Annotated in this window: 22 protein-coding genes and 5 pseudogenes; 14 read left to right on the top strand and 13 right to left on the bottom strand. The window is 58.3% G+C overall.

Translation table 11 applies throughout. The annotated features are described in order from the left end of the window. Positions 1-5 precede the first annotated feature (5 nt). The 3 genes and pseudogenes from C4J90_RS13095 to C4J90_RS27095 form a co-directional block, all read right to left on the bottom strand. Complete coding sequence (locus C4J90_RS13095; protein WP_124362798.1) at positions 6-914, bottom strand: LysR family transcriptional regulator; 909 nt, start codon at positions 912-914, stop codon at positions 6-8. Between the two features lie 269 nt (positions 915-1,183). Beyond that, positions 1,184-1,381, bottom strand: a pseudogene (locus C4J90_RS27440) (hypothetical protein); the annotation flags it as partial. A gap of 3 nt (positions 1,382-1,384) precedes the next feature. Beyond that, a pseudogene (locus C4J90_RS27095) lies at positions 1,385-1,661 on the bottom strand (hypothetical protein). A 144-nt stretch (positions 1,662-1,805) separates the two neighbouring features. Between C4J90_RS27095 and C4J90_RS13080 the strand changes: the two are divergent. Next, positions 1,806-3,665, top strand: coding sequence for an ABC transporter ATP-binding protein (locus C4J90_RS13080; RefSeq protein WP_124419977.1), 1,860 nt, complete (start codon positions 1,806-1,808; stop codon positions 3,663-3,665). A gap of 46 nt (positions 3,666-3,711) precedes the next feature. Here C4J90_RS13080 and C4J90_RS13075 read toward each other — a convergent pair whose 3' ends face one another. From C4J90_RS13075 to C4J90_RS13060, 4 genes are all read right to left on the bottom strand, one after another. Then, a complete protein-coding gene (locus C4J90_RS13075; RefSeq protein ID WP_124409817.1) occupies positions 3,712-4,005 on the bottom strand; it encodes an antibiotic biosynthesis monooxygenase in 294 nt (97 codons plus the stop codon). A 42-nt stretch (positions 4,006-4,047) separates the two neighbouring features. Further along, positions 4,048-5,022: a zinc-dependent alcohol dehydrogenase family protein gene (locus C4J90_RS13070; RefSeq protein ID WP_124362795.1), complete on the bottom strand. Its 975-nt coding sequence runs from the start codon at positions 5,020-5,022 to the stop codon at positions 4,048-4,050. A gap of 62 nt (positions 5,023-5,084) precedes the next feature. Beyond that, complete coding sequence (locus C4J90_RS13065; RefSeq protein ID WP_101209484.1) at positions 5,085-5,387, bottom strand: helix-turn-helix transcriptional regulator; 303 nt, start codon at positions 5,385-5,387, stop codon at positions 5,085-5,087. A gap of 168 nt (positions 5,388-5,555) precedes the next feature. Beyond that, positions 5,556-6,209 carry a hydrolase gene (locus C4J90_RS13060; RefSeq protein ID WP_124362794.1) on the bottom strand — a complete coding sequence of 218 codons (654 nt, stop codon included), beginning with the start codon at positions 6,207-6,209 and terminating at the stop codon, positions 5,556-5,558. 152 nt (positions 6,210-6,361) lie between these two features. Here C4J90_RS13060 and C4J90_RS13055 point away from each other — a divergent pair, with 152 nt between their 5' ends. The 4 genes from C4J90_RS13055 (at position 6,362) to C4J90_RS13040 (ending at position 9,870) form a co-directional block, all read left to right on the top strand. Next, positions 6,362-7,258 carry a LysR family transcriptional regulator gene (locus C4J90_RS13055; protein ID WP_124419976.1) on the top strand — a complete coding sequence of 299 codons (897 nt, stop codon included), beginning with the start codon at positions 6,362-6,364 and terminating at the stop codon, positions 7,256-7,258. 135 nt (positions 7,259-7,393) lie between these two features. Further along, on the top strand, positions 7,394-7,933 hold the full coding sequence (locus tag C4J90_RS27090) for an AAA family ATPase (protein ID WP_124419975.1): 540 nt from the start codon (positions 7,394-7,396) through the stop codon (positions 7,931-7,933). A 414-nt stretch (positions 7,934-8,347) separates the two neighbouring features. Beyond that, positions 8,348-9,175 carry a hypothetical protein gene (locus C4J90_RS13045; RefSeq protein ID WP_256658970.1) on the top strand — a complete coding sequence of 276 codons (828 nt, stop codon included), beginning with the start codon at positions 8,348-8,350 and terminating at the stop codon, positions 9,173-9,175. Positions 9,176-9,237: 62 nt separating this feature from the next. Then, a complete protein-coding gene (locus tag C4J90_RS13040) occupies positions 9,238-9,870 on the top strand; it encodes a LysE family translocator (protein ID WP_124419974.1) in 633 nt (210 codons plus the stop codon). 219 nt (positions 9,871-10,089) lie between these two features. Here the strand turns inward: C4J90_RS13040 and C4J90_RS13035 are convergent, their stop codons facing one another. Further along, the gene (locus C4J90_RS13035; RefSeq protein WP_124421205.1) at positions 10,090-10,509 is read right to left on the bottom strand and encodes a helix-turn-helix domain-containing protein; all 420 of its coding nucleotides are present in this window, start codon (positions 10,507-10,509) and stop codon (positions 10,090-10,092) included. Between C4J90_RS13035 and C4J90_RS13030 the strand changes: the two are divergent. Next, positions 10,496-10,951: pseudogene (locus tag C4J90_RS13030) on the top strand (aromatic alcohol reductase); the annotation flags it as partial. The gene C4J90_RS13035 and the pseudogene C4J90_RS13030 sit on opposite strands and share 14 nt — an antisense overlap. A gap of 145 nt (positions 10,952-11,096) precedes the next feature. Continuing rightward, a pseudogene (locus C4J90_RS27080) lies at positions 11,097-11,201 on the top strand (hypothetical protein); the annotation flags it as partial. Positions 11,202-11,450: 249 nt separating this feature from the next. Here C4J90_RS27080 and C4J90_RS13015 read toward each other — a convergent pair. Together C4J90_RS13015 and C4J90_RS13010 are read right to left on the bottom strand one after the other, a co-directional pair. Beyond that, positions 11,451-11,852, bottom strand: coding sequence for a VOC family protein (locus tag C4J90_RS13015; RefSeq protein WP_124419973.1), 402 nt, complete (start codon positions 11,850-11,852; stop codon positions 11,451-11,453). A gap of 17 nt (positions 11,853-11,869) precedes the next feature. Further along, positions 11,870-12,613 carry an SDR family NAD(P)-dependent oxidoreductase gene (locus tag C4J90_RS13010; protein WP_124419972.1) on the bottom strand — a complete coding sequence of 248 codons (744 nt, stop codon included), beginning with the start codon at positions 12,611-12,613 and terminating at the stop codon, positions 11,870-11,872. A 136-nt stretch (positions 12,614-12,749) separates the two neighbouring features. Here C4J90_RS13010 and C4J90_RS13005 point away from each other — a divergent pair, with 136 nt between their 5' ends. Both C4J90_RS13005 and C4J90_RS13000 read left to right on the top strand, forming a co-directional pair. Further along, a complete protein-coding gene (locus C4J90_RS13005; protein ID WP_124362788.1) occupies positions 12,750-13,640 on the top strand; it encodes an AraC family transcriptional regulator in 891 nt (296 codons plus the stop codon). A 10-nt stretch (positions 13,641-13,650) separates the two neighbouring features. Then, positions 13,651-14,004: an MmcQ/YjbR family DNA-binding protein gene (locus C4J90_RS13000; protein ID WP_124362787.1), complete on the top strand. Its 354-nt coding sequence runs from the start codon at positions 13,651-13,653 to the stop codon at positions 14,002-14,004. A gap of 149 nt (positions 14,005-14,153) precedes the next feature. Here the strand turns inward: C4J90_RS13000 and C4J90_RS12995 are convergent, their stop codons facing one another. The 3 genes and pseudogenes from C4J90_RS12995 to C4J90_RS27430 all read right to left on the bottom strand — a co-directional run. Further along, positions 14,154-15,074, bottom strand: a complete 921-nt coding sequence (locus tag C4J90_RS12995; RefSeq protein ID WP_124404135.1) for a substrate-binding domain-containing protein — start codon at positions 15,072-15,074, stop codon at positions 14,154-14,156. A gap of 17 nt (positions 15,075-15,091) precedes the next feature. Next, the gene (locus tag C4J90_RS27435; RefSeq protein WP_372237501.1) at positions 15,092-15,847 is read right to left on the bottom strand and encodes a methyl-accepting chemotaxis protein; all 756 of its coding nucleotides are present in this window, start codon (positions 15,845-15,847) and stop codon (positions 15,092-15,094) included. A gap of 102 nt (positions 15,848-15,949) precedes the next feature. Beyond that, positions 15,950-16,369, bottom strand: a pseudogene (locus tag C4J90_RS27430) (HAMP domain-containing protein); the annotation flags it as partial. A 1,093-nt stretch (positions 16,370-17,462) separates the two neighbouring features. Here C4J90_RS27430 and C4J90_RS12985 point away from each other — a divergent pair. From C4J90_RS12985 to C4J90_RS12965, 5 genes are read left to right on the top strand one after another with little or no spacing between them, the layout of a single operon-like run. Further along, positions 17,463-18,518, top strand: coding sequence for an AMP-binding protein (locus tag C4J90_RS12985; RefSeq protein ID WP_124419971.1), 1,056 nt, complete (start codon positions 17,463-17,465; stop codon positions 18,516-18,518). A gap of 10 nt (positions 18,519-18,528) precedes the next feature. After that, positions 18,529-19,305 carry an ABC transporter ATP-binding protein gene (locus C4J90_RS12980; RefSeq protein ID WP_124362783.1) on the top strand — a complete coding sequence of 259 codons (777 nt, stop codon included), beginning with the start codon at positions 18,529-18,531 and terminating at the stop codon, positions 19,303-19,305. Between the two features lie 2 nt (positions 19,306-19,307). Then, entirely contained in the window at positions 19,308-20,189 is an 882-nt protein-coding gene (locus tag C4J90_RS12975; protein WP_124419970.1) for a branched-chain amino acid ABC transporter permease, read from the top strand. A 22-nt stretch (positions 20,190-20,211) separates the two neighbouring features. After that, positions 20,212-21,279, top strand: coding sequence for a branched-chain amino acid ABC transporter permease (locus C4J90_RS12970; RefSeq protein WP_124419969.1), 1,068 nt, complete (start codon positions 20,212-20,214; stop codon positions 21,277-21,279). A 28-nt stretch (positions 21,280-21,307) separates the two neighbouring features. Next, positions 21,308-22,639: an ABC transporter substrate-binding protein gene (locus tag C4J90_RS12965; protein WP_124414654.1), complete on the top strand. Its 1,332-nt coding sequence runs from the start codon at positions 21,308-21,310 to the stop codon at positions 22,637-22,639. Positions 22,640-22,708 lie beyond the last annotated feature (69 nt).

Genomic DNA, 22,708 nt, shown 5'->3' with positions numbered 1-22,708 from the left:
CACGCCTAGGCGTGCGTCACTAACAGCGATTCACACTTATCTTTCAAGTACGCGTAAAGCAAACGAATCGCCGGGGTAAACTGTTTCCTGTGCGGGCAAACGAAACTCAAAGGGTAAAGCTCACCTGGAACCTCAGGTAGTAATACCTCCAAGTGACCGGCACTGACATCTTCACAAACGTCCATCCATGATTTGTACAAAATCCCCTCTCCCGCGATGGCGCATCGTCGAATGACGTCTGCGTCATCGCTTAGAACCGGGCCGTTTACAATAACGAAGTCACTCTCCGGCAACTTGGGAAATATCCATCTGTCGTAGAGTTTTCCATTCATATGGAAACGAAGACACGCATGAGTCTTAAGATCTTCCACGGACTTGGGCCGCCCGTGCAGCGCTATATAAGCCGGCGATGCAGCCAGTACGCGGCGATTGTCAGGTACTAAAGGCAACGAGATAAAGTCGGCGTTTTGTACTGTGCCATACCTGACGGCTACGTCTATCGGATCGCGAAAGATGTCCGAGACGCTATCGGACAACATCACCCGAAGCACCAGACCAGGGTTGTCTCTTCGAAAATCGATCAGCCAGGGAAGCAACACATTTCTCCCGAAATCTGAGGCACTGGCGATCTGCAAGACGCCATGGAGTTTACGATCGTCCTGTTGTAACCCGGCTCGCCCCTCACTGAGCGTATTCAAAACCTCCCGAGCGTAAGGCAGATAACGTTCGCCTTCGGCTGTCAGGCGCAGACTTCGTGTTGATCTCGCAAACAGGCGCGTATCAAGTTCACACTCCAAGCGCTTGATAGCGGCGCTGATTTGAGCAGGAAAGAGATCCATTTCCCTGGCCACGACGGAGAAACTGTCAACGGTTGCCACACGTACAAAAATGGCTAGGTCATTAAATCTGATCATTACTGCGCTCTCTTAATATGAAACCCATAGACATTTAGTTAAAAGTCCATATAAGACGGCAGAACAAAAATAGGCATTCCACATGCGGCATAATTTTTTGATCATTCCCCTGAATCAATTCATGTGCATTAACCGCATACCCGAGGCTGCGTACTAAGTCGTCACAGCCTGAACGCGCATTCCACCTCTGGACGCCAAGCGCTTTGCAGGGTTGATCAACAGTGGTCGAGCGCTAATTGAAGAATAACTCTCATCCTTCAGCCACATGCTTAGGCGTCTAAATTAGGGGTTTCGGGGAGCCAGGGAAATGCGATCAGATGGAATTTCAGACATGCCGCGGTGGCACAAATGGGCTTGGTCACCGGTCCTGCCCGCCGCAGACGGTGTAAGCTATCAATCAGCAATGCCCGCGCCGCGTCAAACGCTTCGGTCAGCGCGGCATTCACCGCTTGTTCGACCAGGCATTGTGTTTACAGAATCGCTCCGTGTCGTATCCGCACCTCTTGAGCCACGCCCGCAACTATCGTCTCAGCACTCTCCACCCCATCAACACGCAACACCGGCGCCTTCTGCCGGATACCCAAGCCTCGTGCCAAACTCGATTGCGTCCTGAAAAATCGGGATGGTCGTGCGTCGGCATCCAGAAAAATCATCGACATTGACATGCCGTACACCGAGCAGCGTTGCGAGGTTTTGCCCCAGCGTAGTGACGCCCGCACACGAGGCACCTGTGATGCACATCCGCATTTTTTCCTCCATGAATATGAGCCGATTTTGAGGTCGGCGAGATATCGCATACCTCGCCTCATCGCGGCCCCCAGCGTTCGCAAAACCCTCAAAGCATCCGTTCAATGGCAGAATCCCCTCAACTTGATCGTTTTGGAGACCAGCATGCTTCGTGTATTTGAACGAAGACTCGACCCCTTCCCGCCTGACGAAGTGCCACCGCCGCCCGCTGGCCTGGCCCGGTTCCTATGGGCCTGCACGCGCGGCGCTCGCGGTTACATCCTGGCGCTGGCGCTGCTGAGTGCCGGTGTGTCGATCTACGAAGCGTGGCTGTTTTCGTTTCTGGGGCAAATCGTCGACCTGCTCTCGACCTGGCAGGCCGGCGGTGAAGCGGCGGCGCAGGAAAGCCGCGTGTTGTGGGGCATGGGCATTGTCATGGTGACCAGCGTCGGGCTGGTGGCGTTGCGCACGATGGTGCAGCACCAGGTATTGGCGATCAACTTGCCGTTGCGGCTGCGCTGGGATTTCCATCGCCTGATGCTGCGACAAAGCCTCGCGTTTTTTTCCGATGAATTCTCCGGCCGCGTCACCACCAAAGTCATGCAGACTGCGCTGGCCGTGCGCGACGTGCTGTTCACAATGATCGAGATCCTGCCGGGGATCGGCGTGTATTTCATCGCGATCATCGCGCTGGCCGGCGGCTTCGCGCTGAAGCTGATCCTGCCCTTCATGGCCTGGTTCGTGTTGTTCGGCTTGGCCATGTGGTATTTCGTGCCACGTCTGGGCAAAGTCGGCCAGGAGCAGGCCAACGCACGGTCGATGATGACCGGGCGAATTTCGGACGCTTACACCAACATCACCACGGTGAAACTGTTTTCCCACTCCAATCGCGAAGCGCATTTCGCGCGTGCGGCGATGGAGGATTTCAAGCAAACCGGTTTCCGCCAGATGCGCCTGGTCAGCCAGTTCGAGATCGTCAATCAGGCACTGGTAGTGGCGTTGATCATGTCGGCGGGCGGTTATGCGTTGTGGCTCTGGCATGACGGCGCGGTCGGCGCGGGTGCCGTGGCGGCAATCACTGCGATGGCGTTGCGGATCAATGGCATGTCGAACTGGATCATGTGGCAAATGACTTCGCTGTTCGAAAGCATCGGCACCGCCCAGGATGGAATGGCGACGCTGACCCTGGGCACCAAAGTGCAGGACGCGCCGGATGCGGGCGCGCTGCAGACCACCGGCGGCGCGGTGACTTTCAACAATGTCAGCTTCAACTACAACGGCGAGCGCCAAGTACTCAGCGGCCTCAACCTGAACATCCGTCCTGGCGAAAAAATCGGCCTGGTCGGACGCTCCGGTGCGGGTAAATCCACGCTGATCAACCTGCTGCTGCGTTTCTATGATGTCGACAGCGGCAAGATTTGCATCGACGGCCAAAACATCGCAAAAGTGACGCAAGACAGCCTGCGCGCCTCAATCGGCATGGTCACGCAGGATACGTCCCTGCTGCACCGTTCGATCCGCGACAACATTGCCTACGGCCGACCCGACGCGACCGACGAACAAATCCGCAGCGCCGCCGCCAATGCGCAGGCCGACGAGTTCATCAGCCAACTCAGCGACCGCCAAGGTCATAGCGGCTACGACACCTTGGTCGGTGAGCGCGGCATCAAGTTGTCGGGCGGCCAACGCCAGCGCGTGGCAATTGCCCGAGTCATGCTCAAAAACGCCCCGATCCTGCTGCTCGACGAAGCCACCAGCGCGCTGGACTCGGAAGTCGAAGTTGCGATCCAGGAAAGCCTCGATGAGATGATGCAAGGCAAAACCGTAATCGCCATCGCCCATCGACTGTCGACGATTGCCGCCATGGACCGGCTCATCGTGATGGATGACGGGCGCATTATCGAACAGGGAACCCACAGTGAACTGCTGGCAAAGAATGGCGTTTATGCGCGGCTTTGGCAGCACCAGAGCGGTGGTTTTCTGGGCGAGGACAAAGGTGTGATTGACGCGTTGGATCAGGTGTGAACGGTGGAGTGCGGCGAGCGATGCCGTCCACTGAGCATCGATCCAGTTAGAAAACTGCTCCTTCGATATGGTGGACCTTCGGTTCTTCAGAAAAATAGTCCTTAAGGCCCAGCATGAACATCTGATGGTCATCACTCGCCTCGAAGCCCGGCGAGTGATCTTCAAGTGAAGCCCAGCGCACTATCAGGTTGAAATGCTCGGGGGTTTCGATTCCTTGCGCGAGCAAGTGGCCGCCGTAACCCTTCGCGCGGGTGAGCAACGGCGCGACCTCGGCGAAGGCACTTTTGAATTGTTCAATGCGTTCTTTGTGTACGGGAAGCAGAGCAATTTCATAAATCATGGCATTTCCTCTGATACGACTTAGACGGCTGAAAATAGGCGCTCAGGAAATAAGCGATGGCTCAACTGCAATCGCAATTTTGCCTTGAAGGCCGTTCTCTGGACTTTCCAACCGAGCATGGGCCAGGCCGATATCGGCCAGCGAATAGACCGCGCCAACGTGTGGGCGCAACTGACCGCGAGCCACCAACGTGCTCAGCTCATCAAGCTTGCCGCGGTTTTGTCGGGTGAAGACGAAGTGATAACTGGCGTTCTTGCCCCAGGCCTGAACGAGGTTTTGCGGCTGCGCGATGTCGACAATCGAGACCACGCGGCCCAGTTGAGCCAGCGCATCCGGGCTGCGCGACAGGGTGTCGCCGCCTATGGTGTCGAACACCACATCCACGCCTTGGCCGCCGGTTTCGCGCAGGATGGCGTCGACGTAATCTTCCTTTTTGTAGTCGATGAGCACATCGGCACCCATGCTACGGGCGAACTCAAAGTTTGCTTCGCGCACGGTGGTGAAGACCCGCGCGCCAATGGCTTTTGCGACTTGGATCGCTACATGACCCACGCCTCCCGCGCCGCCGTGTATCAGAATGCTTTCCCCTACCCTGAGCGCCGCTCGCACGGTCAGTGCTTCCCACACCGTGCCGCCAACCAGAGTCAGACTTGCCGCCTCAAGATGGCTCAGCGATGGCGGTTTGTGGCCGATGATGCTTTCGGCCGCAACGTGGTACTCGGCATAACTGCCTGGCCCGTCGAATATTTGCGGGGTGTACCAGACTTCGTCTCCCGGAGCGAAGCCCGTCACCCCCGGCCCGACTTCTTCGACAACGCCCGAAACGTCATGTCCGGTAATCGCCGGCAGTGGCACCAGGTCAGCGTAATCGCCGCGCCGAACCTGAAAATCCAAGGGGTTGATGGAGGTTGCGTGTACCCGCACCAAGACCTGTCCCACACCCGGCACTGGCTTGGGTACGTCGCAGAGTTCGAACGATTCCGGGCCGCCAAATGATTTGAGTAGCATCGCTTTCATTTTGAAATCCTCGTATCGACAAAAAGGAATATCGGGATATCTCGATATTATGCGGTAAAAAATTACAGATCTTTCCCGATCAACTCGGCAAGGGCACTGATAGTTGCTTCATTGCGTTTGTAGTACGTCCACTGGCCGATGCGCCTGACTTCGACCAGGCCCACTCGTTGCAGGGTTGCCAGATAACCCGACACCGTAGACTGCGACAGCCCGATACCCTCCTGGATACTGCTGACGCAGACACCCACCGTGAAAACGTCACCCTCATCCTGCGCAGGGAAATTGTTCACGGGGTCCTTCAAGCCTTTCAGGATTTGAAGGCGTACCGGATTTGAGAGTGCTTTGAATATTTCGAGTAAGTCCATAGCTCGGATGATATCGAGATTTAGCGATATATCAATACCCGATTTCCCTTCGCGACCGACGGCTCACATTCTGCTGAACAGACCTCTCCAGTTGCTGCGAGAGGAGATGAAGACTCGCAATGTCCGTGGCCAGACATCGATCAACCAGCTCTTCATCCCCCACTCAGATCACCCGGCGCTGGCCGGCACTGGCGCGTTGAGCAACTGCTGCTCCCACAGATACGCAATACCGCTACCGGCAGCATGCTGCAGCAGCACATCGGTCAGCGCACCGGCGGTTTCCTCCCGAGCCCAGTCACGTTGCCACTCTGCAGCGAGAGCGAGCCAAGTCATCATGTTCGCACCCGCCGCAATCATGCGCTGGATCGCCACTTGATGGGCCTCGACCGAAACCGCGCCGGATGCGTCAGTGATCACCGTTACATCCCACCCTTCGCCGAGTGCCTGGATCACGGGCATGGCGACGCAGACTTCGGTCCACAGACCCGCGATAACCAGTTGCTTGCGGCCCGTCGCTTTTACCGCGTCCACCACCTTCTGGTCTTCCCAGGTGTTGATCAGCGTCCGATCAATCACCTCTTGGCCGGGAAAAACATCGAGGATTTGCGGAAAGATGAAACCGCCCCGCTCGGCGATCACGCTGGTCAAGATGGTAGGCACGTTGAACGCCTTGGCTGCCTTCGCCAACGCCGTCGCATTGTTGACCACCATTTGCGGCTCATGGCTGTTCAGATTAGTGAGCTGGAAAGGCTGGTGGTCGATCAGAACGAGTACCGAATCTTCAGGACGAAGAAGCGATGTAAGGCCGTTACGAAAAGTCATTAGTAGATCCCGTGTTGTCGTTATGAATTGGATTGGTAATGAGCGGCATACGCCAGCGCCGACGCTGCCTGCGAACAACACTGTGCTGTTTCGATGCTTAATCCGGTAGTGTTGCCAAGTGTTTGGCTGTGTCGCGAAATGAGGAACACCGTTTGGATATCGAAGAGCTTCAGACATTCGTAGAGGTTGCTGACGCAGGAGGCGTTTCGCCTGCCGCAGCCCGGCTGGGCGTGTCCAAGTCAATCGTCAGTCGCAGGCTGGCGCGATTGGAAGCGCAGCTTGGCGTGCAGTTGCTGACACGCTCGACTCGCGGTGCGGCGCTGACTGAGGCCGGCGCGACCTTTCGCGACTATGCAGCGAGGGTCTGCTCAGAAATGGAGTCAGCCAGAGAAGCGATCCTGCCTGCCGGAGCGCTGCAGGGTCGTTTACGAGTGGCCGCGCCGCTTTCTTTTGGCCCGACTCACTTCGCCCCCGTACTGGCGGAAATGGCTGTGCGACACCCGCAACTTCAGATCCAGACCTGCTACAGCGACCGCTTCGTTGACCTCATCGCCGAAGGTTACGACTGCGCAATCCGCGTCGGCTACCTTCAGGATTCCAACCTGATCGCAAGACGCATCGGCCCGATCAACGGCAAGCTGGTCGCGAGTCCGGGCTATATCAAGGCTTATGGTTCACCCGAGAAACCTGAGGAGATAGCCGCCCATCAAGCTCTGATGCAAAGCACCGAAGCTTGGCAATTCATGGATGGCGACAAGATCGTCGCCATTCGCCCGCAAGGACGCTTCAAGGCTGACAACGGCATCGCGCTAGTCGCCGCCGCAGTCGCAGGACTCGGGGTCGCGTACCTGCCCGATTGCCTCACGTATGACAACGTGGCATCCGGCGCACTGGTGCCGATCATGACGCGGTATCCACCACCGCCAGCGGGTGCTTACTTAGTCCGCCCGGCCGGTCAGCATCCTGCGCAGAAGATCCGGGTCTTTGCGGAATTGTTGATCGAGTATTTCGGGAAATCTCCGTATTTTGCGGGAGATGTTGCTGTTTGATTGGGTGGGGTGTTTGAGTGCGTGGTTTCGGCCAGGAGCTGCCTGCTGTGCTGAGCGCTTGTTGTTGACCGAGATAGGCATTGACGTAAAATCGCTACCCCAAAAAATCAGCTTGCATAGCGAGAAGGAGCTTCGATGCAACGGGTGATGATAGTTGGTCAACCTGGGGGGGGCAAAAGCACTTTGGCGCGTGAGCTTGGCCAGCGCACGGGGCTACCGGTTGTTCATATCGACACTATCCACTGGCAGCCAGGGTGGATTGAAAGAAGCCGGGACGAGAAGACGCAGCTTTGTCTCGAAGTAGAGGCCCGAGATTGCTGGATATTCGAAGGTGGCCATTCAGCCACGTGGGATAACCGGCTGGCACGCGCAGATCTGTTGATTTGGATTGACCGATCTGCAACGCTTCGATTCATGCGCGTACTGCGCAGAACGCTGCTCCAACGTGGTCAGTCTCGGCCTGACCTGCCGCAGAACTGCCCCGAACTGCTGGCCAACCTGCCGGAGTTTTTTAGATTCATGTGGCGGACGAAAAAAACAGCGCGAGCAAAGATGCAGCAACTTGTGGCAACAGCGCCATCAGATTGCCGCGTTGTTCGCCTGCGGTCTAATCGGGATACCGAAACTTTTCTCGCGAGCATTGGAAGTTCGACCGTCCAGGCCCCGCGAGATTGAACGACGGTTGATTGACTCAAAAAAAGCAAAAAAGGAGACAGATTTATTATCTTAAAAATAAATCTGTCCCTGAGAAATCCCCACAAATCTACTCCAGTCTCTGAGCTTGTCGGTGCACTTCATCGCGCAGCAGTAGCTCCATATCCGCCAATTTCGAGCAGGACAATCCGGTGGTGGAGCATCTCAAGTATTCGAGGCCAAGACGGCAGAGTGAGAGCACCGGCTTATGCCTGATGCTGTTGCTCTGGAAGTGACGTGACCGCCCTGTCGTTTGAGCCTGAAGACCGGCCAAGCAGGCAAAGATCAGAAGCGGCATTGATCGTATTTCAGCGCATTTGAGGGCTTGTCTGGAGGTTCCTAGGCATCCTAGCGGGAAATAGCTATGCTTTATTATCCAACTTCTGGAATATTATAATGGATATCTCGATTAAAACTTATCAGGCGGGTACTCCCGCAAAAGTCTCTGCGCAAGAGATCGTTCGTTCGGAGACGTCTGCTGATTCTTCTTCGGATAACCTCTCCTCAGGTACAGAGAAAACTGTTTCAATATCCAGCTCTGCACGGGCACTTTATATTCTAAGCAGCTCTAGCGAACGACAAGTATCTATGTCAGAAAGCGATTTGAAAGAAATGCATGAAAAAGGGCAAAAGGATATTTATAATTTCGGGCACCGCATTGCTGGCGGGAATTACAACAAGGAAGACATGCTCCCCAAAACGGATGACCCTGACCGTTTGGCGTTAGGCCAGAAGTCACTGGATTACTCCATCGGCCTCTCTCAAGTCCCACCTAAAAATCTTCCTAATCCGTTTGAGGGCATGGCGCGAAACGGCCTAAGCGCGATTGTTTATGATGACACGGGAACCTATACCGATGCCGAGCGCTATGCCGCTTATGGGGAGCTTAACAAACAGGACGAAGCATACTTCTCAAAGCTGTACGCCAAAATAACGAATGGAGGCGACAATAGTGAAGTATTCAAAGGCATCATGGACTATTTCGATGATCTGCCTGCTGTTGAGAGGTCGGCCTACCCTGATGGCTTCAGGAATAGTATCGAAAGACTTTATCAAGAACAGAGAGAGCAATCGGGATCGCTCGTTCTCATCAATAAATCGACCGAGGAGTATTCAGAGAAGAGCTTCAGCAAGGGACAATCGTCGGAGAAGATGTTGCAGGCCGTCCTAGAAAAAGCTGTTGATCTCTCCACGGCGCATTGGTCAGTGAATAAGCGCGACTAGATGACTTGGCCGGATGCATACCCTGGCTAGAATCAAACATTACCGATGCCGAGGTTCCAACCATGACCCTAGCCCAAATCCTTCTGTTTCTCCCCGCAGCAGCAATCGTTGCCATCTCACCAGGCGCCAACAACCTGCTTGCATTCGCAAATGGCAGCAGGCGGGGTTTGCTGCCTACAGTGGTCGCCCTGTTAGGTCGGTGTATGGCCTTTGTATTGATGATCGCGATGGTGATTGTCGGTTTGGGAGCATTGCTAGAGGCGTCTGAACCTGCTTTCCAGATTCTTAAATGGGCCGGTGTTCTTTATCTTGTCTATCTCGGCGTAAATATGATGATAGGCCGTGATTGTAACGAAGATGGGGCTTCGGGCTTAATCCAGCCTTTCGATGCCTACTCCTTGGCACGCCGGGAGTTCATGACTGCCATGACCAACCCCAAAGCAATCTTGCTCTTCACTGCTTTTGTTCCCCAATTCATTGTTTCTGGTGCTGGCGCCTCCTTCACTGCCCAGTTCATCGTTTTAAGTGCAATCTACATTGCGGTCGAGTTTATCGCCGCTATAGGCTGGGCCCTCGCTGGCAGCATCACTCGATCTCTGCGCCCTTCGGAACGGAAATTATCGGTTATCCATCGCATAACGGGTGGAATGATGCTCGGGGCAGCCGCCTTGCTGGCTACAGCCAGACGAACTTAAGTGTGTATTTCCGGACGTCACGCTTACTGATTAACTGACTGCCACTCGTGCGAGGCAACTGATTGATGTCACTCCCCGCTACGTCGGAAAACGAGTGAACTACCGACTTACTTCCATTTCGCTGGGTCAAACTGGGAAGCTAATCGTTGGGAATATCATCAAGCGGGGAGATAGCGATAGAGCTTTGTTTCTCTAACAGTAAATCCTCCTATCCGACCTTTACCGTTTGTCATAACGGCTCCGTGCCTCATTAAACCTCTCTGACTGTTCGATCACCCACGCCCATAGAGGAATCATCTGCACCAATAATCCCATTCCAAGTTCGGTCAGAGCGTATTCGACACGCAAGGGCTTCTCGCCAAAATCGTGACGAGAGATCAGCCCGTCGCGCTCCAGCTGGCGCAACGTGTGAGTGAGCATGCGTTGAGTGACGCCGTGCAATCGGCGGCGTAACTCCGAGTGCCGCAAGGGGCTACTCACACCCAGCGCATGCACTACGCCTAGTGACCATCGGTTACCGGAATGACTGAGGATATCGCGCTTGAGACCATCCTCGTCCTCGCTAAGTGCGCGACAGGCATCCTGTGAAAGACGCACGATTTCCTGAGCGTCCAGACCGCTCGGTATCACCACCGGCATGTTCACCAGCTTTCTATTCGATCCAGCTTTCGGGGTCGTTGACCTGACCGCCGGGCAGGTCAATGCGTTGGGCAGCTTTGAAACTATGGTTACGGTGACAACACCGGAAGACATAGGCACGCTCACCGCAGCCATTGTCCTGCACAGCCCGCGCCTTATTAATCAGGTCGTATACACCGCTGGTGACACTCTTACCTACGGTGTTTTGGCTGATTTGGTTGAGCACATCATCGAACGGAAAGTCGAGCGCCGAGAGCTTAGCGTGCAGCAGTTGCTAGCAGACCTTGCAGAAAAACCTGACGATAATTTACGAAAATATCGGGCAGTTTTTGCTATGGGCTGTGGTGTGGCGTGGGATGTAGCGAGGACATTCAACGCAATACATGGATTACCAGTGACCAGCGCAGAACAATGGGCGCAATCAAATCTGCGTCGTAGTTAAGGTTGGCAGACGCGCGTTGAGTAGCTGAAGACGAGTCAAAACATCCCTCAAAGTAAACGTACCTTGCTCAGATGGGGCAGGCGGCCACCAATACAAGCGACTTGGCCGTACGGGCTTGTATGTATCCGAGCTGTGCCTGGGCACGATGACGCTCGGAGGTAATGCTAACGCGGGTATGTGGGCCGCAATCGGCGCGGTTGAACAGGGCGAAGCCAACAGGTTGATCGTCCAAGCTCTGGCGCAAGGGATCAACTTCATAGACACCGCCGATATTTATTCTTTCGGTCAGTCGGAGCGCATCCTGGGTGATGGATTCACCTGTCACCCAGTGCGAATGCCGCGATGCCAGAAACACGGCGAGGGGTGCGATATCTTCCGGCTCACCGAAGCGACCCAGCGGAGTGCCCGCGATGAGCTTTTCACCAAATTCACCGGCAAAATTTCCGTCAGGTGCCGTACTCGATCCGGATCGTGACCCCCTGGATAAGCCTTAGGGTACTTATTGGATGTGCTGCCATTTCTTAAAAACAAATTCGAGGCTGTACCCATCCGGGTCCAGCACATTGGCCGCGTAGTAGTCGGGATCGTAATGCAAGCGTGCCCCAGGCGGGCCGTTGTCGACCGCTCCCTGATGCAGCGCAGCGGTATAGGCGGCATCAACTTCAGCCTGGCTGCTTGCGACAAAACCTACATGTACCGCGCGCTCTTCCACAACGCCCTCACGCAACCAGAAAAACATCCGGCCGTTGGCACCGAAGCCTTTCAGGTCAGGATGCCCCGGTGGGCCATCCTTGCCGTCGTAGTTCAGGCGCGCGGTGATACCCAACGGGGTCAGGGCAACTTCGTAGAAACGGATGGACCGTGCGATATCGCTCACGGACAAAAAGATATGATCCAGCATGGCAAAACCCTCGTGATTCAGATGTTGTAGCCGCCGGCTACTTCGAGGGTCTGGGCATTGATCCAGGCGCCCTCCTCTGACAGCAACATGGCGATAACGCGCGCGACGTCTTCCGGCTCGCCGACCCGGCCGAGTGCCGTTTGCGCCGCCAGCTTCGCCTCGAACTCAGCGTTCAGCCCCCCGCCCAATTCGGTACGGATGGCGCCGGGTGATACCGCGTTGGCCCGTATTCGCCGCTCGCCGAATTCTTTGGCCATGTAACGGGTGAGCACCTCGAGCCCGCCCTTGAAGGCAGCATAGGGCGCTACGCCAGCAGTGGCGACGCGGGTAGTGGCACTGGTCAGGTTGACGATACTGGCATTTTCCGCGAACAGCGGCAGGAGGGTTTGAGTGAGAAAAAACGGCCCTTTGAGGTGCACATTGAACAGGCCATCGAACTGCGTTTCGGTGACAGTTGCCAAGGGATTGAACAGCCCGTACCCGGCATTGTTGACTAGGCCACCCAGCATGTTAGCGTTCCAGGTGTCCCGTAAGGTCAGTACCACTGACTTGCGAAACGCTACGAAGCTGCCAACATCAGACACGTCGAGCTTGAGAGCGACAGCCTTGCCACCGACGCGTTCGATGCGTTCCACGACTGCGCCGGCAGCCTGGGAATCAGCGTTGTAGGTGAGGATGACACCCATACCGCGCCGAGCAATCTGCTCGGCGGCACTGGCACCGATTCCACGGCTGCCGCCGGTAATGACGATGACGCTCATTTGATGTTCCTCTGTGGCTTATAGGTGGCCCCACAGTACTCATCACGATCGCCACGGTCGTACCCATTTCTACTCGAAACCTGCCTGTTTCTGCTTTTCGCTTGCAGGCGCAGGGTTCTGCCGTCAGCATCCCGACATGGACAATCAACTGAATGAACTCAGGTCGCTCGCGGCCAAGGCTGAAAATCGCCGCACCGAAACGGGCATCCCACGCGTGGCCATGGTCAAGGGCAAGATCCCCGAACACATGCTGGCGGCGGTCTATGACCCGATGATCAACCTGATCCTGCAAGGCAGTAAAAGCATGAGCGTGGGGGATAGGACGCTTCAGTATGACCCTGCGACCTATTTCGTCATGTCCATTGATTTGCCAGCAGTGGGGTCTGTTCATCCAAGCGTATCGGGAGAACCTTACTTGGCAGTCAGCCTCACTCTTGACCCAACTGTATTGTCAACGCTATTTGAAGACTTGCCCAAACCTGTCAGCCGCCCTGAGAACAATCTCGGGTTCTCCGTAGCGCCAGTCACAACCGACCTGATGGATGCCTGGGTGCGAATGTTGCGATTAATGGGCGATCCGGACGCCATCGCAGCCCTGGCCCCGGTTTATGAACGGGAGATCATCTTTCGTGTGCTCCAGGGCCCCCATGGCTGGATGCTGCGGGAAATTGCAGCACCGGATACGGCGATGGCCCGAGTCAACATGGCGATCCAGTGGATCCGCCGTGACTTCGCTGAGCCAATTGGGGTGGAGCGCCTGGCGCAACGAGCATCAATGAGCGTCTCGGCGTTTCATCGCCACTTCAAGGCAGTCACCAACCTGAGTCCTTTGCAATATCAAAAACGGGTTCGCCTGCTCCAGGCTAGAACACTGATGGTGGCCCACGCCAAGAGCGTCATGGCGGCGGCCTTCGAAGTCGGCTATGAAAGTGCGACACAATTCAGCAGGGATTATTCACGGGCATTTGGACTGCCTCCTGCACAAGATGCCGGGAGGATTCTCGGCAAACGAGCGCTATCAGACTAAGGAGCACTACATGAACCGCCAGCAATTGATCGATTACATACTGAAGAAATACCAGACAAAGCCTGATCACCCATGGGAGAAATTCCCCGACTACGCCGTCTTCAGACATTCGGACAATGAGAAATGGTATGCCCTGCTCATGGAAATTCCTGCCGAGAAAATAGGCGTTGATCAAGATGCGCGGGTTGACGTACTCGACTTGAAAGTTGAGCCCGAGTTGGTCGGCTCCTTGAGGAAAAAGCCCGGCATTTACCCGGCTTATCATATGAATAAAGAGCATTGGATTACCGTCCTGCTGAACGGCCCACTCGGCGCGCAAGAAATTCACTCACTGATTGAAGACAGCTTTCAACTCACACGCTGAGAGCGATCCCGCGTGACGCTGTGGTCAAGCTGGGGCTGGGTCGGCAAGTGCACTACCTGCCCGCCTCCCCCACTGCTGCTGGCTACCTATGTTCAAAGGGGCGGGCCGGTTCAACCGCGCCCGTCCCTTGAGCCGATTCACATCGCCCGTCACTCGAACTGCTGACGATTCTCCGGAGTAATCAACTGGAACGGCACCCAGATGATCGGTGTATCCAGCTTTTCGCCACGCGCCAGGCGGACAGCCGCATCAACCGCTCCACTCGCCTGCCCTACAGCATCCTGGAACACACTGACCGCCATCTTTCCATCTGCCATGAGTTTGAGCCCATCCGACGTACCGTCGATGCCCCCTACCCAGTAATCCTTGGCCTGCTTGCCGGCCTTCTCCAGGCCCATGATCGCGCCGATCGCCATTTCGTCGTTATTGGCCGCGACAATCGAAAAATCGACGCCCTGCTTCACCCAGTCCATGACCACCGTGGCGGCCTGGCTACGCTCCCAGTTGGCGACTTTTTTCTGCACGACTTTCATGTCCGGGTACTTGGCGACGACTTTTTCCACGTCCTCGGTGCGCATCAATGAGGACGCATTGGCGGGGTCGCCGACCAGAATCACCACGTTGCCCTTGTAGCCGGCCCGGCGTGCCAGCTCTTCCATCTGCAACGTGCCTGACTCCAGTTCATTGGAGCCGACAAACGCAGCGCGCGCGGTGAGCTTTTCGGGCGAAGGATTGCGGTTGACGAAGACCAGGGGAATATTCGCTTCGCTGGCCAACTGCATCATCTGCGGCGTGCTTTTGCCGTCGACCACGGCCACGATGATCGCGTCGACTTTGGAATGGATCAGGTTGCGAAACTGCCGCAGCTGCAATTCGGAATTGTCCTGCCCATTCTCCATGAAAATATCGATATCCATCGCCGCCGACTTTTGCTGCACGCCATTGCGCAGCAACGCCTGGAAATTATCGTCGTATTTGGCCATGGCCACGCCCACCAGCGGCGTAGCGGCCTGGGCCAGGCCTGTGGTTAACAGCGCCGACCCCAGGAAACATCTGAACCATGCTTTCATTTTCTAGCTCCCGAGGGTCAAACGCTGAATTGATGAAGCAGTTCACGCTGCACTTTGGCCATGGCCGATAAGCGTTGGCTGCTGCTGGCCGATTGCTCGGCACCTTCGGCCGTCTGCTGCGCCGAATCATTGATCTGGATGACCATCCGGCTGGTTTCCGCCACGGTGGCGCTCTGCTGCTCGGTGGCCGCAGCAATCTGGATGTTCATGTCGCGAATCGTGCCGACCGCCTCGCTCATCGAGTGCAGCAATTCACCGGCTCCCGAGGCCAGCGTCACGCATTGGCCCGACTGCACCTGGCTCTCGTTCATCACCTGGACCACGGAATGAATTTTTTCCTGCATCCGTCCGATCATTTCCTGGATTTCGCTGGTAGAGGTCTGGGTACGACTTGCCAGGGAGCGCACTTCATCAGCGACGACGGCAAAACCTCGGCCTTGTTCGCCCGCACGCGCGGCTTCGATAGCCGCGTTGAGTGCGAGCAAGTTGGTCTGTTCGGCGATGGTACGAATGGCAACCACAATGCCTTCGATATTGTGGCCGTACTTCTGCAGTTCGTCGGTAACCTCGGTGGCTTTGTTTACCTGCTCGGCCTGAAGGCGAATGTTGACGATGGTCTCGGCCACACGCTCCTGCACTTGATCGGTGAGGTCACTGGTGTCGTCCACCGCCTTGCGGGTGTCTTGCGCGCGCCGTGCGACTTCTTCCACGGTACTTTCCATCTCAGTCATGGCCGAGGCCGCCGACTGCAACCTGTCTTTTTGCTCATCCACTACGCGAGTGGTCTGCTCGCTGCTCAAGGCATTGTTGTCCGCCGTGGTCGCCAGGGCATCGGCGGAGCTGATCAGCTCACGGAAGGTTTTGCGCAGCGCAATGGTCAGTTCATTCAGGTAGCCCCCCAGCTCCCCGAACTCGTCCTTGCGCGAGACATCGAAACTGACGCGCATATCGCCGGCCGTCAGTTGCTTGAGCACCTCGCGAAACGCCGCCAGGGGACGACGCAGGCTGAAGGCGACCCAAATGCCGATCAGTACGGCGGCCAGCACCGCCAGTACACAGGCGATCAACACCAGGCTGCGGCTGGTGCCGATGGTGGCGTTGGCATCGTCCCGGGCGTGATTGGCGACCTCAAGGGCCTGGCTGCCAAATTCGCCAATCTTGCCCAGGGTGGATTGCAGGGCGACTTCTACCGCAGTGCGTTGCTGCACAACCTGCGCACTCAATTTTGCCTCGGCGAGGTAGGCATGGAACACGCCGTCGGCGCCGGTCAGATCGGTGAGTAGACGATTGACCATCACGGCGGCAATCCGCCCGCCTCTGGGGTCAACGGCCAACAGCGCCTGAAGGCGCGTGCTGATGACCTCGTCCTGCAGGTTCAGCACGCGTTGCAAGGTGTCGATGGCTGGCGTCGCCGCATGCGCGGCCAGCCCGTCATAGGATTTGTTGACTTCCAACAGCAGTTTTTCAGCCGCCGCCACCTGTTGTGCGTCGCCGGCACTGCGGGCCCGAGCAATGTAATCGCGCAGGTAACCCGCCAACTGCGAACCCTGGGCGCTGCTGTAACCTTGCAGCACTCGCGTCAACGCGAGTTGCTGCACATGCTCACGGTGCGAGGCCATCAGGGTTTGCGCCTGGTCGGCGTAGGCCGTCACTAACTGGCGCTGCTGGGCGAGGCCAGCCTTCAACTCGTCGCGGTCGACCACATAGACCGCCGTGCTGTCGAGCAAGCGATTGAACTGGGTAATGCTGTCGGTGAACGCTTGCTTGCCGGCGTCGATCTGTTTGACATCGGCGCTGATCAGCATGGCCAGCAACGCCTGGTTGGCGCGCAGGATATGCACGTACAACTCACTGGCCGCGCGACTCAATGGTGCCGATTGGCTCGTGATGATGCCCAGACGCTCGCTTATAGAATGCGTGCTTTGATAGCTGACCCCTGCCATGGTCAGCAGCAACAGCACAAGCACCGCAAAGCCCCCGATAACCCGCTGTAAAATGGTCATGGCTAACCCCGTTAGGTTTTTTATTGTTGTGGAGCTGGTTTGAAGCGTCGGCGTACTTCGAGGGAGACTGCTCGGAGCGCTAAGGACTGGATCGGCCGCGCAGCCAGGAACTTGAAAGGAGAAAGCGACTGGCGCAGGTTTTAAGATCGACTCAGCGCGAATAAACCGCTGCAATACGGGAGTGATGACCGAGGCGCACTCCCGACAGCCTGCCGGGCGCGCCTCGCGTCAGCACTGTTCACGCACCAACAGTGCTTGGACAGCTTGTACTGAATCAACACACGCCAATCTCCAGGCACGCTACCTATCCATTTGAAATACAAACATTTATCCCTCTGGCATGGCGCATGCAATCAGCTTTGCACCTATCCCGAAGGATGCATCCATGCCCCAGACATTGCCCCACGCGCTGTTGCGTCAAGCCCACATCCGCGGGTCGGCGATCGCCTTGCGCTATAAGCGCCTGGGCATCTGGCATGAGCGCAGTTGGAGTGAGGTGGCTGGCGAGGTCAGCCAGCTCGCCGCTGCCTTGCATCAGCGCAGCTTGGGGCGTGACGATGACCTGTTGATCATCAGCCAGGCGCGTCCCGAAGCGTTGCTGCTGGCGCTGGCGGCGCAATGGTTGGGCGCCAGCGTCACACTGCTCGACCCGGAGCGCGACAACCAGGCGTTGTTGGACGTGCTGCGGCCGCGCTTCGTGGTCGTGCAAGACCTGGACACGTTGCAACAACTGCGTGAGCGCGACGTGGTGGTGTTCCTCGACGGGCGTGGCCAGAGCCAGTACCCGGACGCCGGCTTGATCGACTATGCCGACTTGCGTACCGATGCCCCGCCCCCCGCCCACACGCCGCAACCCGACGCCACGGCCTTCGTCTTTCATGCCGAGACCACCCTGCGCCTGACCCATGCGCAGTTGCTCGCGGACGGCCGTGCGCTGGTCGACCGGGAACACCTCGGCGCCGACGACGAGGCCCTGGCCGCACGGGTGTTTGCCGCCAGCGGGCAAGCACGCTACCTGCTTGCACCCTGGCTGCATGCCGGCTTTGGGCTGAACTTTCCGGAGGCCCTGGCCACCCGCGACATCGACCGGCGCGAGCTGGGCCCGACCTTGGTGCTGGGCACCCGCGAATCCTATGCACGCCTGGAGCAGTGGGTGCGTGAACGCCTGCCGCTGCCGGGGACGTTCAGCCATCGCGTGTACCGCTGGGCCATGCAGCCGAGCCCATCCCCCCTGCGCCGCTGGCTGGGGCACTGGCTGGTCCGTCGGCCACTGCTGGATGTACTGGGGATGAGCCGCCTGCGCGTGCCCTTGTTGGTCGGGCCAGCGCTGAATCCGGACAGTGCGGCGTTCTTCGGTGCCCTGGGCATCCATCCCGGCCATTGGCAAGAACCCGCTTCCCGCCACGAACCCAGCGACCACTTGCTGCCTCAATCTGCCTGACGAGCCTTCCATGCGCACATCCACTGAAGCGGTATTACTGCGGCTCGATGACATCTCCCTGTCGTTCAAAGGCATCAAGGCCATTACTTCCATCAGCTTTGAGGTCAAGGCCGGCGACATCTGCGGCCTGATCGGCCCCAACGGCGCCGGTAAAAGCTCGCTGCTCAATGTCATCAACGGGGTCTACCACCCCCAAAGCGGCAGCATTCGCTACGCGGGCCAGACCCGTCGACGCATGCGCGCGCACCAGGCGGCCGAAGGCGGGATTGCGCGGACCTTCCAGAATATCGCGCTGTTCAAGGGCATGAGCGTGCTCGACAACGTGCTCACCGGGCGCAACCTCAAGCGCCGCAGCAGTTGGCTCGAGCAAATGCTGCGCCTGGGCCGGGCACCGCGTGAGGACGACGCGCACCGCTTGCAGGCGGAAAAGGTGATTGCCTTTCTGCAGATCCATCCCTGGCGCCATGTGCTGGTAGGCACCCTGCCCTATGGCCTGCAAAAACGTGTCGAACTGGCCCGCGCACTGGCCGCCGAACCCACCCTGCTGTTGCTGGATGAACCCATGGCCGGCATGAACGCCCAGGAGAAGGCGCAGATGAGCCAGTTCATCCGCGACATCAACCGCGAGTTCGGCACCACCGTGGTGTTGATCGAACACGACATCGGCGTGGTCATGGGCCTGTGCGACCACGTGGTAGTGCTCGACTACGGTCGCAAGATCGGCGACGGCACCCCGCAACAAGTGCGCGCCAACCCCGACGTGATCGCCGCCTACCTGGGTACCTGAGCATGGAATTTTTCTTCGAAGTGCTGATCGGCGGGCTGCTGGCGGGTGTGATGTATGCCCTGGTGGCGATTGGTTTTGTGCTGATCTACAAGGCCTCCGGCGTGTTCAATTTTGCCCAGGGCGCCATGGTGCTGTTTGCCGCGCTGACGTTTGTCAGCCTGTTGGAGCGCGGCTTCCCGTTCGCCTGGGCGTTCCTGGTCACCCTGGCGAGCATGGTGGTGCTGGCGCTGCTGATTGAAAAAGTCGTACTGCGCCCGCTGGTCAACCGGCCACCGATCATCCTGTTCATGGCCACCCTTGGGCTGTCCTACATGATCGAAGGGTTTGCGCAGTTCCTATGGGGCGCACAGGTGCACGGACTGGACTTGGGCATCGCCGACGAACCGCTGGAAATCCGCGGCATGCTGCTCTCGCAATTCGACCTGTTTGCCGCCGGCACCGCAGCCGTGCTGGTGATCGTCCTGTCGCTGCTGTTCAACAAGACGCGGGTGGGCCTGTCGTTGCGCGCGGTGGCCGACGACCCGCTGGCGTCCATGGCCATCGGTATCCGCCTGCCCCGCATCTGGGCCCTGGTGTGGGCGGCGGCAGGGTGTGTCGGCCTGGTGGCCGGGTTGCTCTGGGGTGCCCGCCTGGGCGTGCAGTTCTCGCTTTCGCTGGTGGTGCTCAAGGCGCTGCCGGTGCTGATCATCGGCGGGTTCTCGTCCATCAGCGGCGCGATTGTCGGCGGCTTGATCATCGGCGCGGCAGAGAAAGTCGCCGAGATCTACCTAGGCCCGGTCATCGGCAGCGGCATTGAAAACTGGGTGCCGTACGTCCTGGCGTTGTTGTTCCTGCTGGTGCGGCCTGCCGGGCTGTTCGGCGAGCGCGCCATCGAACGGGTTTGATTGTCCCTGAGGAACTCCCTGCATGCTGTATCAAGAAGCCGGTCAAATCAGCACTTCCTATGCGGCCGAGCGCCGCACCTTTCGCCTGCGTCAGGACCGCGTCGCGCTGTGGCTGCTGCTGGGCCTGGCTTTTTTTGCGGTGCCTTGGCTGGGCAATGACTATTGGTTCAGCGCGATCCTGGTGCCGCTGCTGGTGCTGTCGCTGGCCGGGCTCGGGCTCAACCTGCTGACGGGCTACGCCGGGCAACTCTCACTGGGCTCGGCGGCGTTCATGGCCGTGGGCGCGTTTGCCGCCTACAACCTGCACTTGCGCGTACCCGGTCTGCCGCTGCTGGTCAGCTTTGCCCTGGGCGGCGTGATTGCCGCCGGGGTGGCGGTGTTCTTCGGCTTGCCGAGCCTGCGCATCAAGGGGTTCTACCTGCTGGTGGCGACCCTCGCCGCGCAATTCGTGGTGGAGTGGGTACTCACCCGCTTCAGCTGGTTTACCAACGACAACGCGTCCGGCGTGATCACCTCCCCGCCGCTGCTGATTGGCGGACTGGATTTCAGCTCACCGCGCGGCCGCTACGTGCTGACACTAGCCGTGGTGGTGGCGCTGTTCTGGCTGGGTAAAAACCTGGTGCGCAGCGAACTGGGGCGTAACTGGATGGCCGTGCGCGACATGGACACCGCCGCTGCCGTCATCGGTATTGGGCTGTTGAAGGCCAAGCTGCTGGCGTTTGCAATCAGCGGCTTCTACCTGGGCGTCGCCGGGTCCCTGTGGGCCTTCGCCTACCTGGGCACGGTGGAACCCCATGGCTTTGACCTGAGCCGCTCGTTCCAGGTGCTGTTCATCATCATTATCGGCGGCCTGGGCAGCGTACTCGGCAACCTCCTCGGCGCCGCGTTCATCGTGTTGTTCCCGATCCTGCTGGGCAACCTCTTCGCCCTGTTGCCCGTCGGGCTGATGGACGCGGGCCAGCTGGAGAACATCCAGAAGATGCTGTTTGGCGCGCTGATCATCGTTTTTCTGATCAAGGAACCGGAGGGGCTGGCCCGTCTGTGGCAGCGCTTTCGTCAACGGGCCAGGGTCTGGCCGCTGCGTTACTGAACTCAATAACCCCCCAGGAATGACCTCCATGACACACCGCTTATCGCTGCGCCGCCTGGCCCTGTGCCTGGCCCTGATCACCACCGGGCTCACGGCCGGCGCCCAGGCCGCCAACGAACAATACTTCCCTTTGCAGAGCTACCGGGTCGGCCCTTACGCCGCTGGCGGCAGCGGTTTCTTCGGCGGTTTCATCGACTACCTGCAATACATCAACGCCAAAGGCGGAGTGAACGGCGTCAAGCTGACCTGGAGCGAATGCGAGACCGAGTACGTGGTGGAAAAAGGCGTCGAATGCTACGAGCGCCTCAAGGGCGGGCTCAACGGCGCACCGGCCGCCGCCACCAACCCGCTGTCAGTGGGCATCGCCTACGCCACGCTGGAACGTTCCACGGCCGACAAATTGCCGCTGATCACCATCAACCATGGCCGCACCGACTCCACCGACGGCAGCGTATTCCCCTACGTGTTCCCGCTGCAGCTGAACCCGTATTCGGAAGTCTCGGCGATCATCAACTACATCGGCCAGCGCGAAGGCGGCGCCGACAAGCTCAAGGGCAAGAAAATCGCGGTGCTCTACCACGGCTCGCCCTACGGCAAGGAAACCAATGGCGTGCTCGAGACGCTGGCGAAAAACGCCGGCTTCGAACTGACCTTGCTGGAAGTGCCGCACCCCGGCAACGAGCAGCAATCGCAGTGGCTGAACATTCGCCGCCTCAAGCCCGATTGGGTGATCCTGCGCGGCTGGGGCGTGATGAACCCGGTGGCGCTCAAATCCGCGCAGAAAGTCGGCTACCCGGCCGATCACATCATCGGCAATATCTGGAGCAACTCCGAAGAAGACGTGGTGCCGGCCGGTGCCGCCGCCAAGGGGTTTATCGCGATCACCACGCACCCGTCGGGCACCGACTTCCCGGTGCTGCAAGGCATCGAGCAAAGCGTGGTGAATGCCGGCAAGGGCAACCTGGCCGACCCCAAGCGATTTGGCACCGTGTATTACAACCTGGGCGTGGTCAACGGCATTCTGAACGTCGAAGCCCTGCGCCTGGCCCAGGAAAAATATGGCCAGAAGCCCCTCACCGGTGAGCAAGTGCGCTGGGGCTTCGAACACCTGAACCTGGACGACGCGCGCCTGCAAGCGCTGGGCGCCAAGGGCCTGGTGCAACCGCTGAAACTGTCCTGCGCCGACCACGAGGGCGGCGGCGCCGTGCGCTTCCAGCAATGGGACGGCCAGCGCTGGAACCTGATCAGCGACTGGGTCCAGGCCGACCGCGCGCTGCTGCGACCGATCATCGAAGCCTCCGCAGCCGGGTACGCCAAAGAGAAAGGCATCACGCCGCGTGATTGCAGCCAGGAGCAGTGAGGCGCTGTCAGTAAGGCAGGTGACACAGCCATTTCAAAAGGGCTGTGCCACCAAGCGCCATTGCGTCCC

This window comes from Pseudomonas sp. R2-60-08W, assembly GCF_003852335.1.
Classification (GTDB): domain Bacteria; phylum Pseudomonadota; class Gammaproteobacteria; order Pseudomonadales; family Pseudomonadaceae; genus Aquipseudomonas.
This window is presented reverse-complemented; position numbering and strand designations above follow the sequence as displayed.

Coding starts and splice junctions, on each gene's coding strand:
- C4J90_RS12975 (WP_124419970.1), top strand. CDS start 19,308: ATGGAATTTTTCTTCGAAGTGCTGATCGGCGGGCTGCTGGCGGGTGTG.
- C4J90_RS12995 (WP_124404135.1), bottom strand. CDS start 15,074: ATGAAAGCATGGTTCAGATGTTTCCTGGGGTCGGCGCTGTTAACCACA.
- C4J90_RS13060 (WP_124362794.1), bottom strand. CDS start 6,209: ATGACTTTTCGTAACGGCCTTACATCGCTTCTTCGTCCTGAAGATTCG.
- C4J90_RS13015 (WP_124419973.1), bottom strand. CDS start 11,852: ATGCTGGATCATATCTTTTTGTCCGTGAGCGATATCGCACGGTCCATC.
- C4J90_RS13045 (WP_256658970.1), top strand. CDS start 8,348: ATGGATATCTCGATTAAAACTTATCAGGCGGGTACTCCCGCAAAAGTC.
- C4J90_RS13070 (WP_124362795.1), bottom strand. CDS start 5,022: ATGAAAGCGATGCTACTCAAATCATTTGGCGGCCCGGAATCGTTCGAA.
- C4J90_RS12970 (WP_124419969.1), top strand. CDS start 20,212: ATGCTGTATCAAGAAGCCGGTCAAATCAGCACTTCCTATGCGGCCGAG.
- C4J90_RS27090 (WP_124419975.1), top strand. CDS start 7,394: ATGCAACGGGTGATGATAGTTGGTCAACCTGGGGGGGGCAAAAGCACT.
- C4J90_RS13005 (WP_124362788.1), top strand. CDS start 12,750: ATGGACAATCAACTGAATGAACTCAGGTCGCTCGCGGCCAAGGCTGAA.
- C4J90_RS13065 (WP_101209484.1), bottom strand. CDS start 5,387: ATGGACTTACTCGAAATATTCAAAGCACTCTCAAATCCGGTACGCCTT.
- C4J90_RS12965 (WP_124414654.1), top strand. CDS start 21,308: ATGACACACCGCTTATCGCTGCGCCGCCTGGCCCTGTGCCTGGCCCTG.
- C4J90_RS12980 (WP_124362783.1), top strand. CDS start 18,529: ATGCGCACATCCACTGAAGCGGTATTACTGCGGCTCGATGACATCTCC.
- C4J90_RS13075 (WP_124409817.1), bottom strand. CDS start 4,005: ATGATTTATGAAATTGCTCTGCTTCCCGTACACAAAGAACGCATTGAA.
- C4J90_RS13080 (WP_124419977.1), top strand. CDS start 1,806: ATGCTTCGTGTATTTGAACGAAGACTCGACCCCTTCCCGCCTGACGAA.
- C4J90_RS13095 (WP_124362798.1), bottom strand. CDS start 914: ATGATCAGATTTAATGACCTAGCCATTTTTGTACGTGTGGCAACCGTT.
- C4J90_RS13035 (WP_124421205.1), bottom strand. CDS start 10,509: ATGCCGGTGGTGATACCGAGCGGTCTGGACGCTCAGGAAATCGTGCGT.
- C4J90_RS12985 (WP_124419971.1), top strand. CDS start 17,463: ATGCCCCAGACATTGCCCCACGCGCTGTTGCGTCAAGCCCACATCCGC.
- C4J90_RS13010 (WP_124419972.1), bottom strand. CDS start 12,613: ATGAGCGTCATCGTCATTACCGGCGGCAGCCGTGGAATCGGTGCCAGT.
- C4J90_RS13000 (WP_124362787.1), top strand. CDS start 13,651: ATGAACCGCCAGCAATTGATCGATTACATACTGAAGAAATACCAGACA.
- C4J90_RS13040 (WP_124419974.1), top strand. CDS start 9,238: ATGACCCTAGCCCAAATCCTTCTGTTTCTCCCCGCAGCAGCAATCGTT.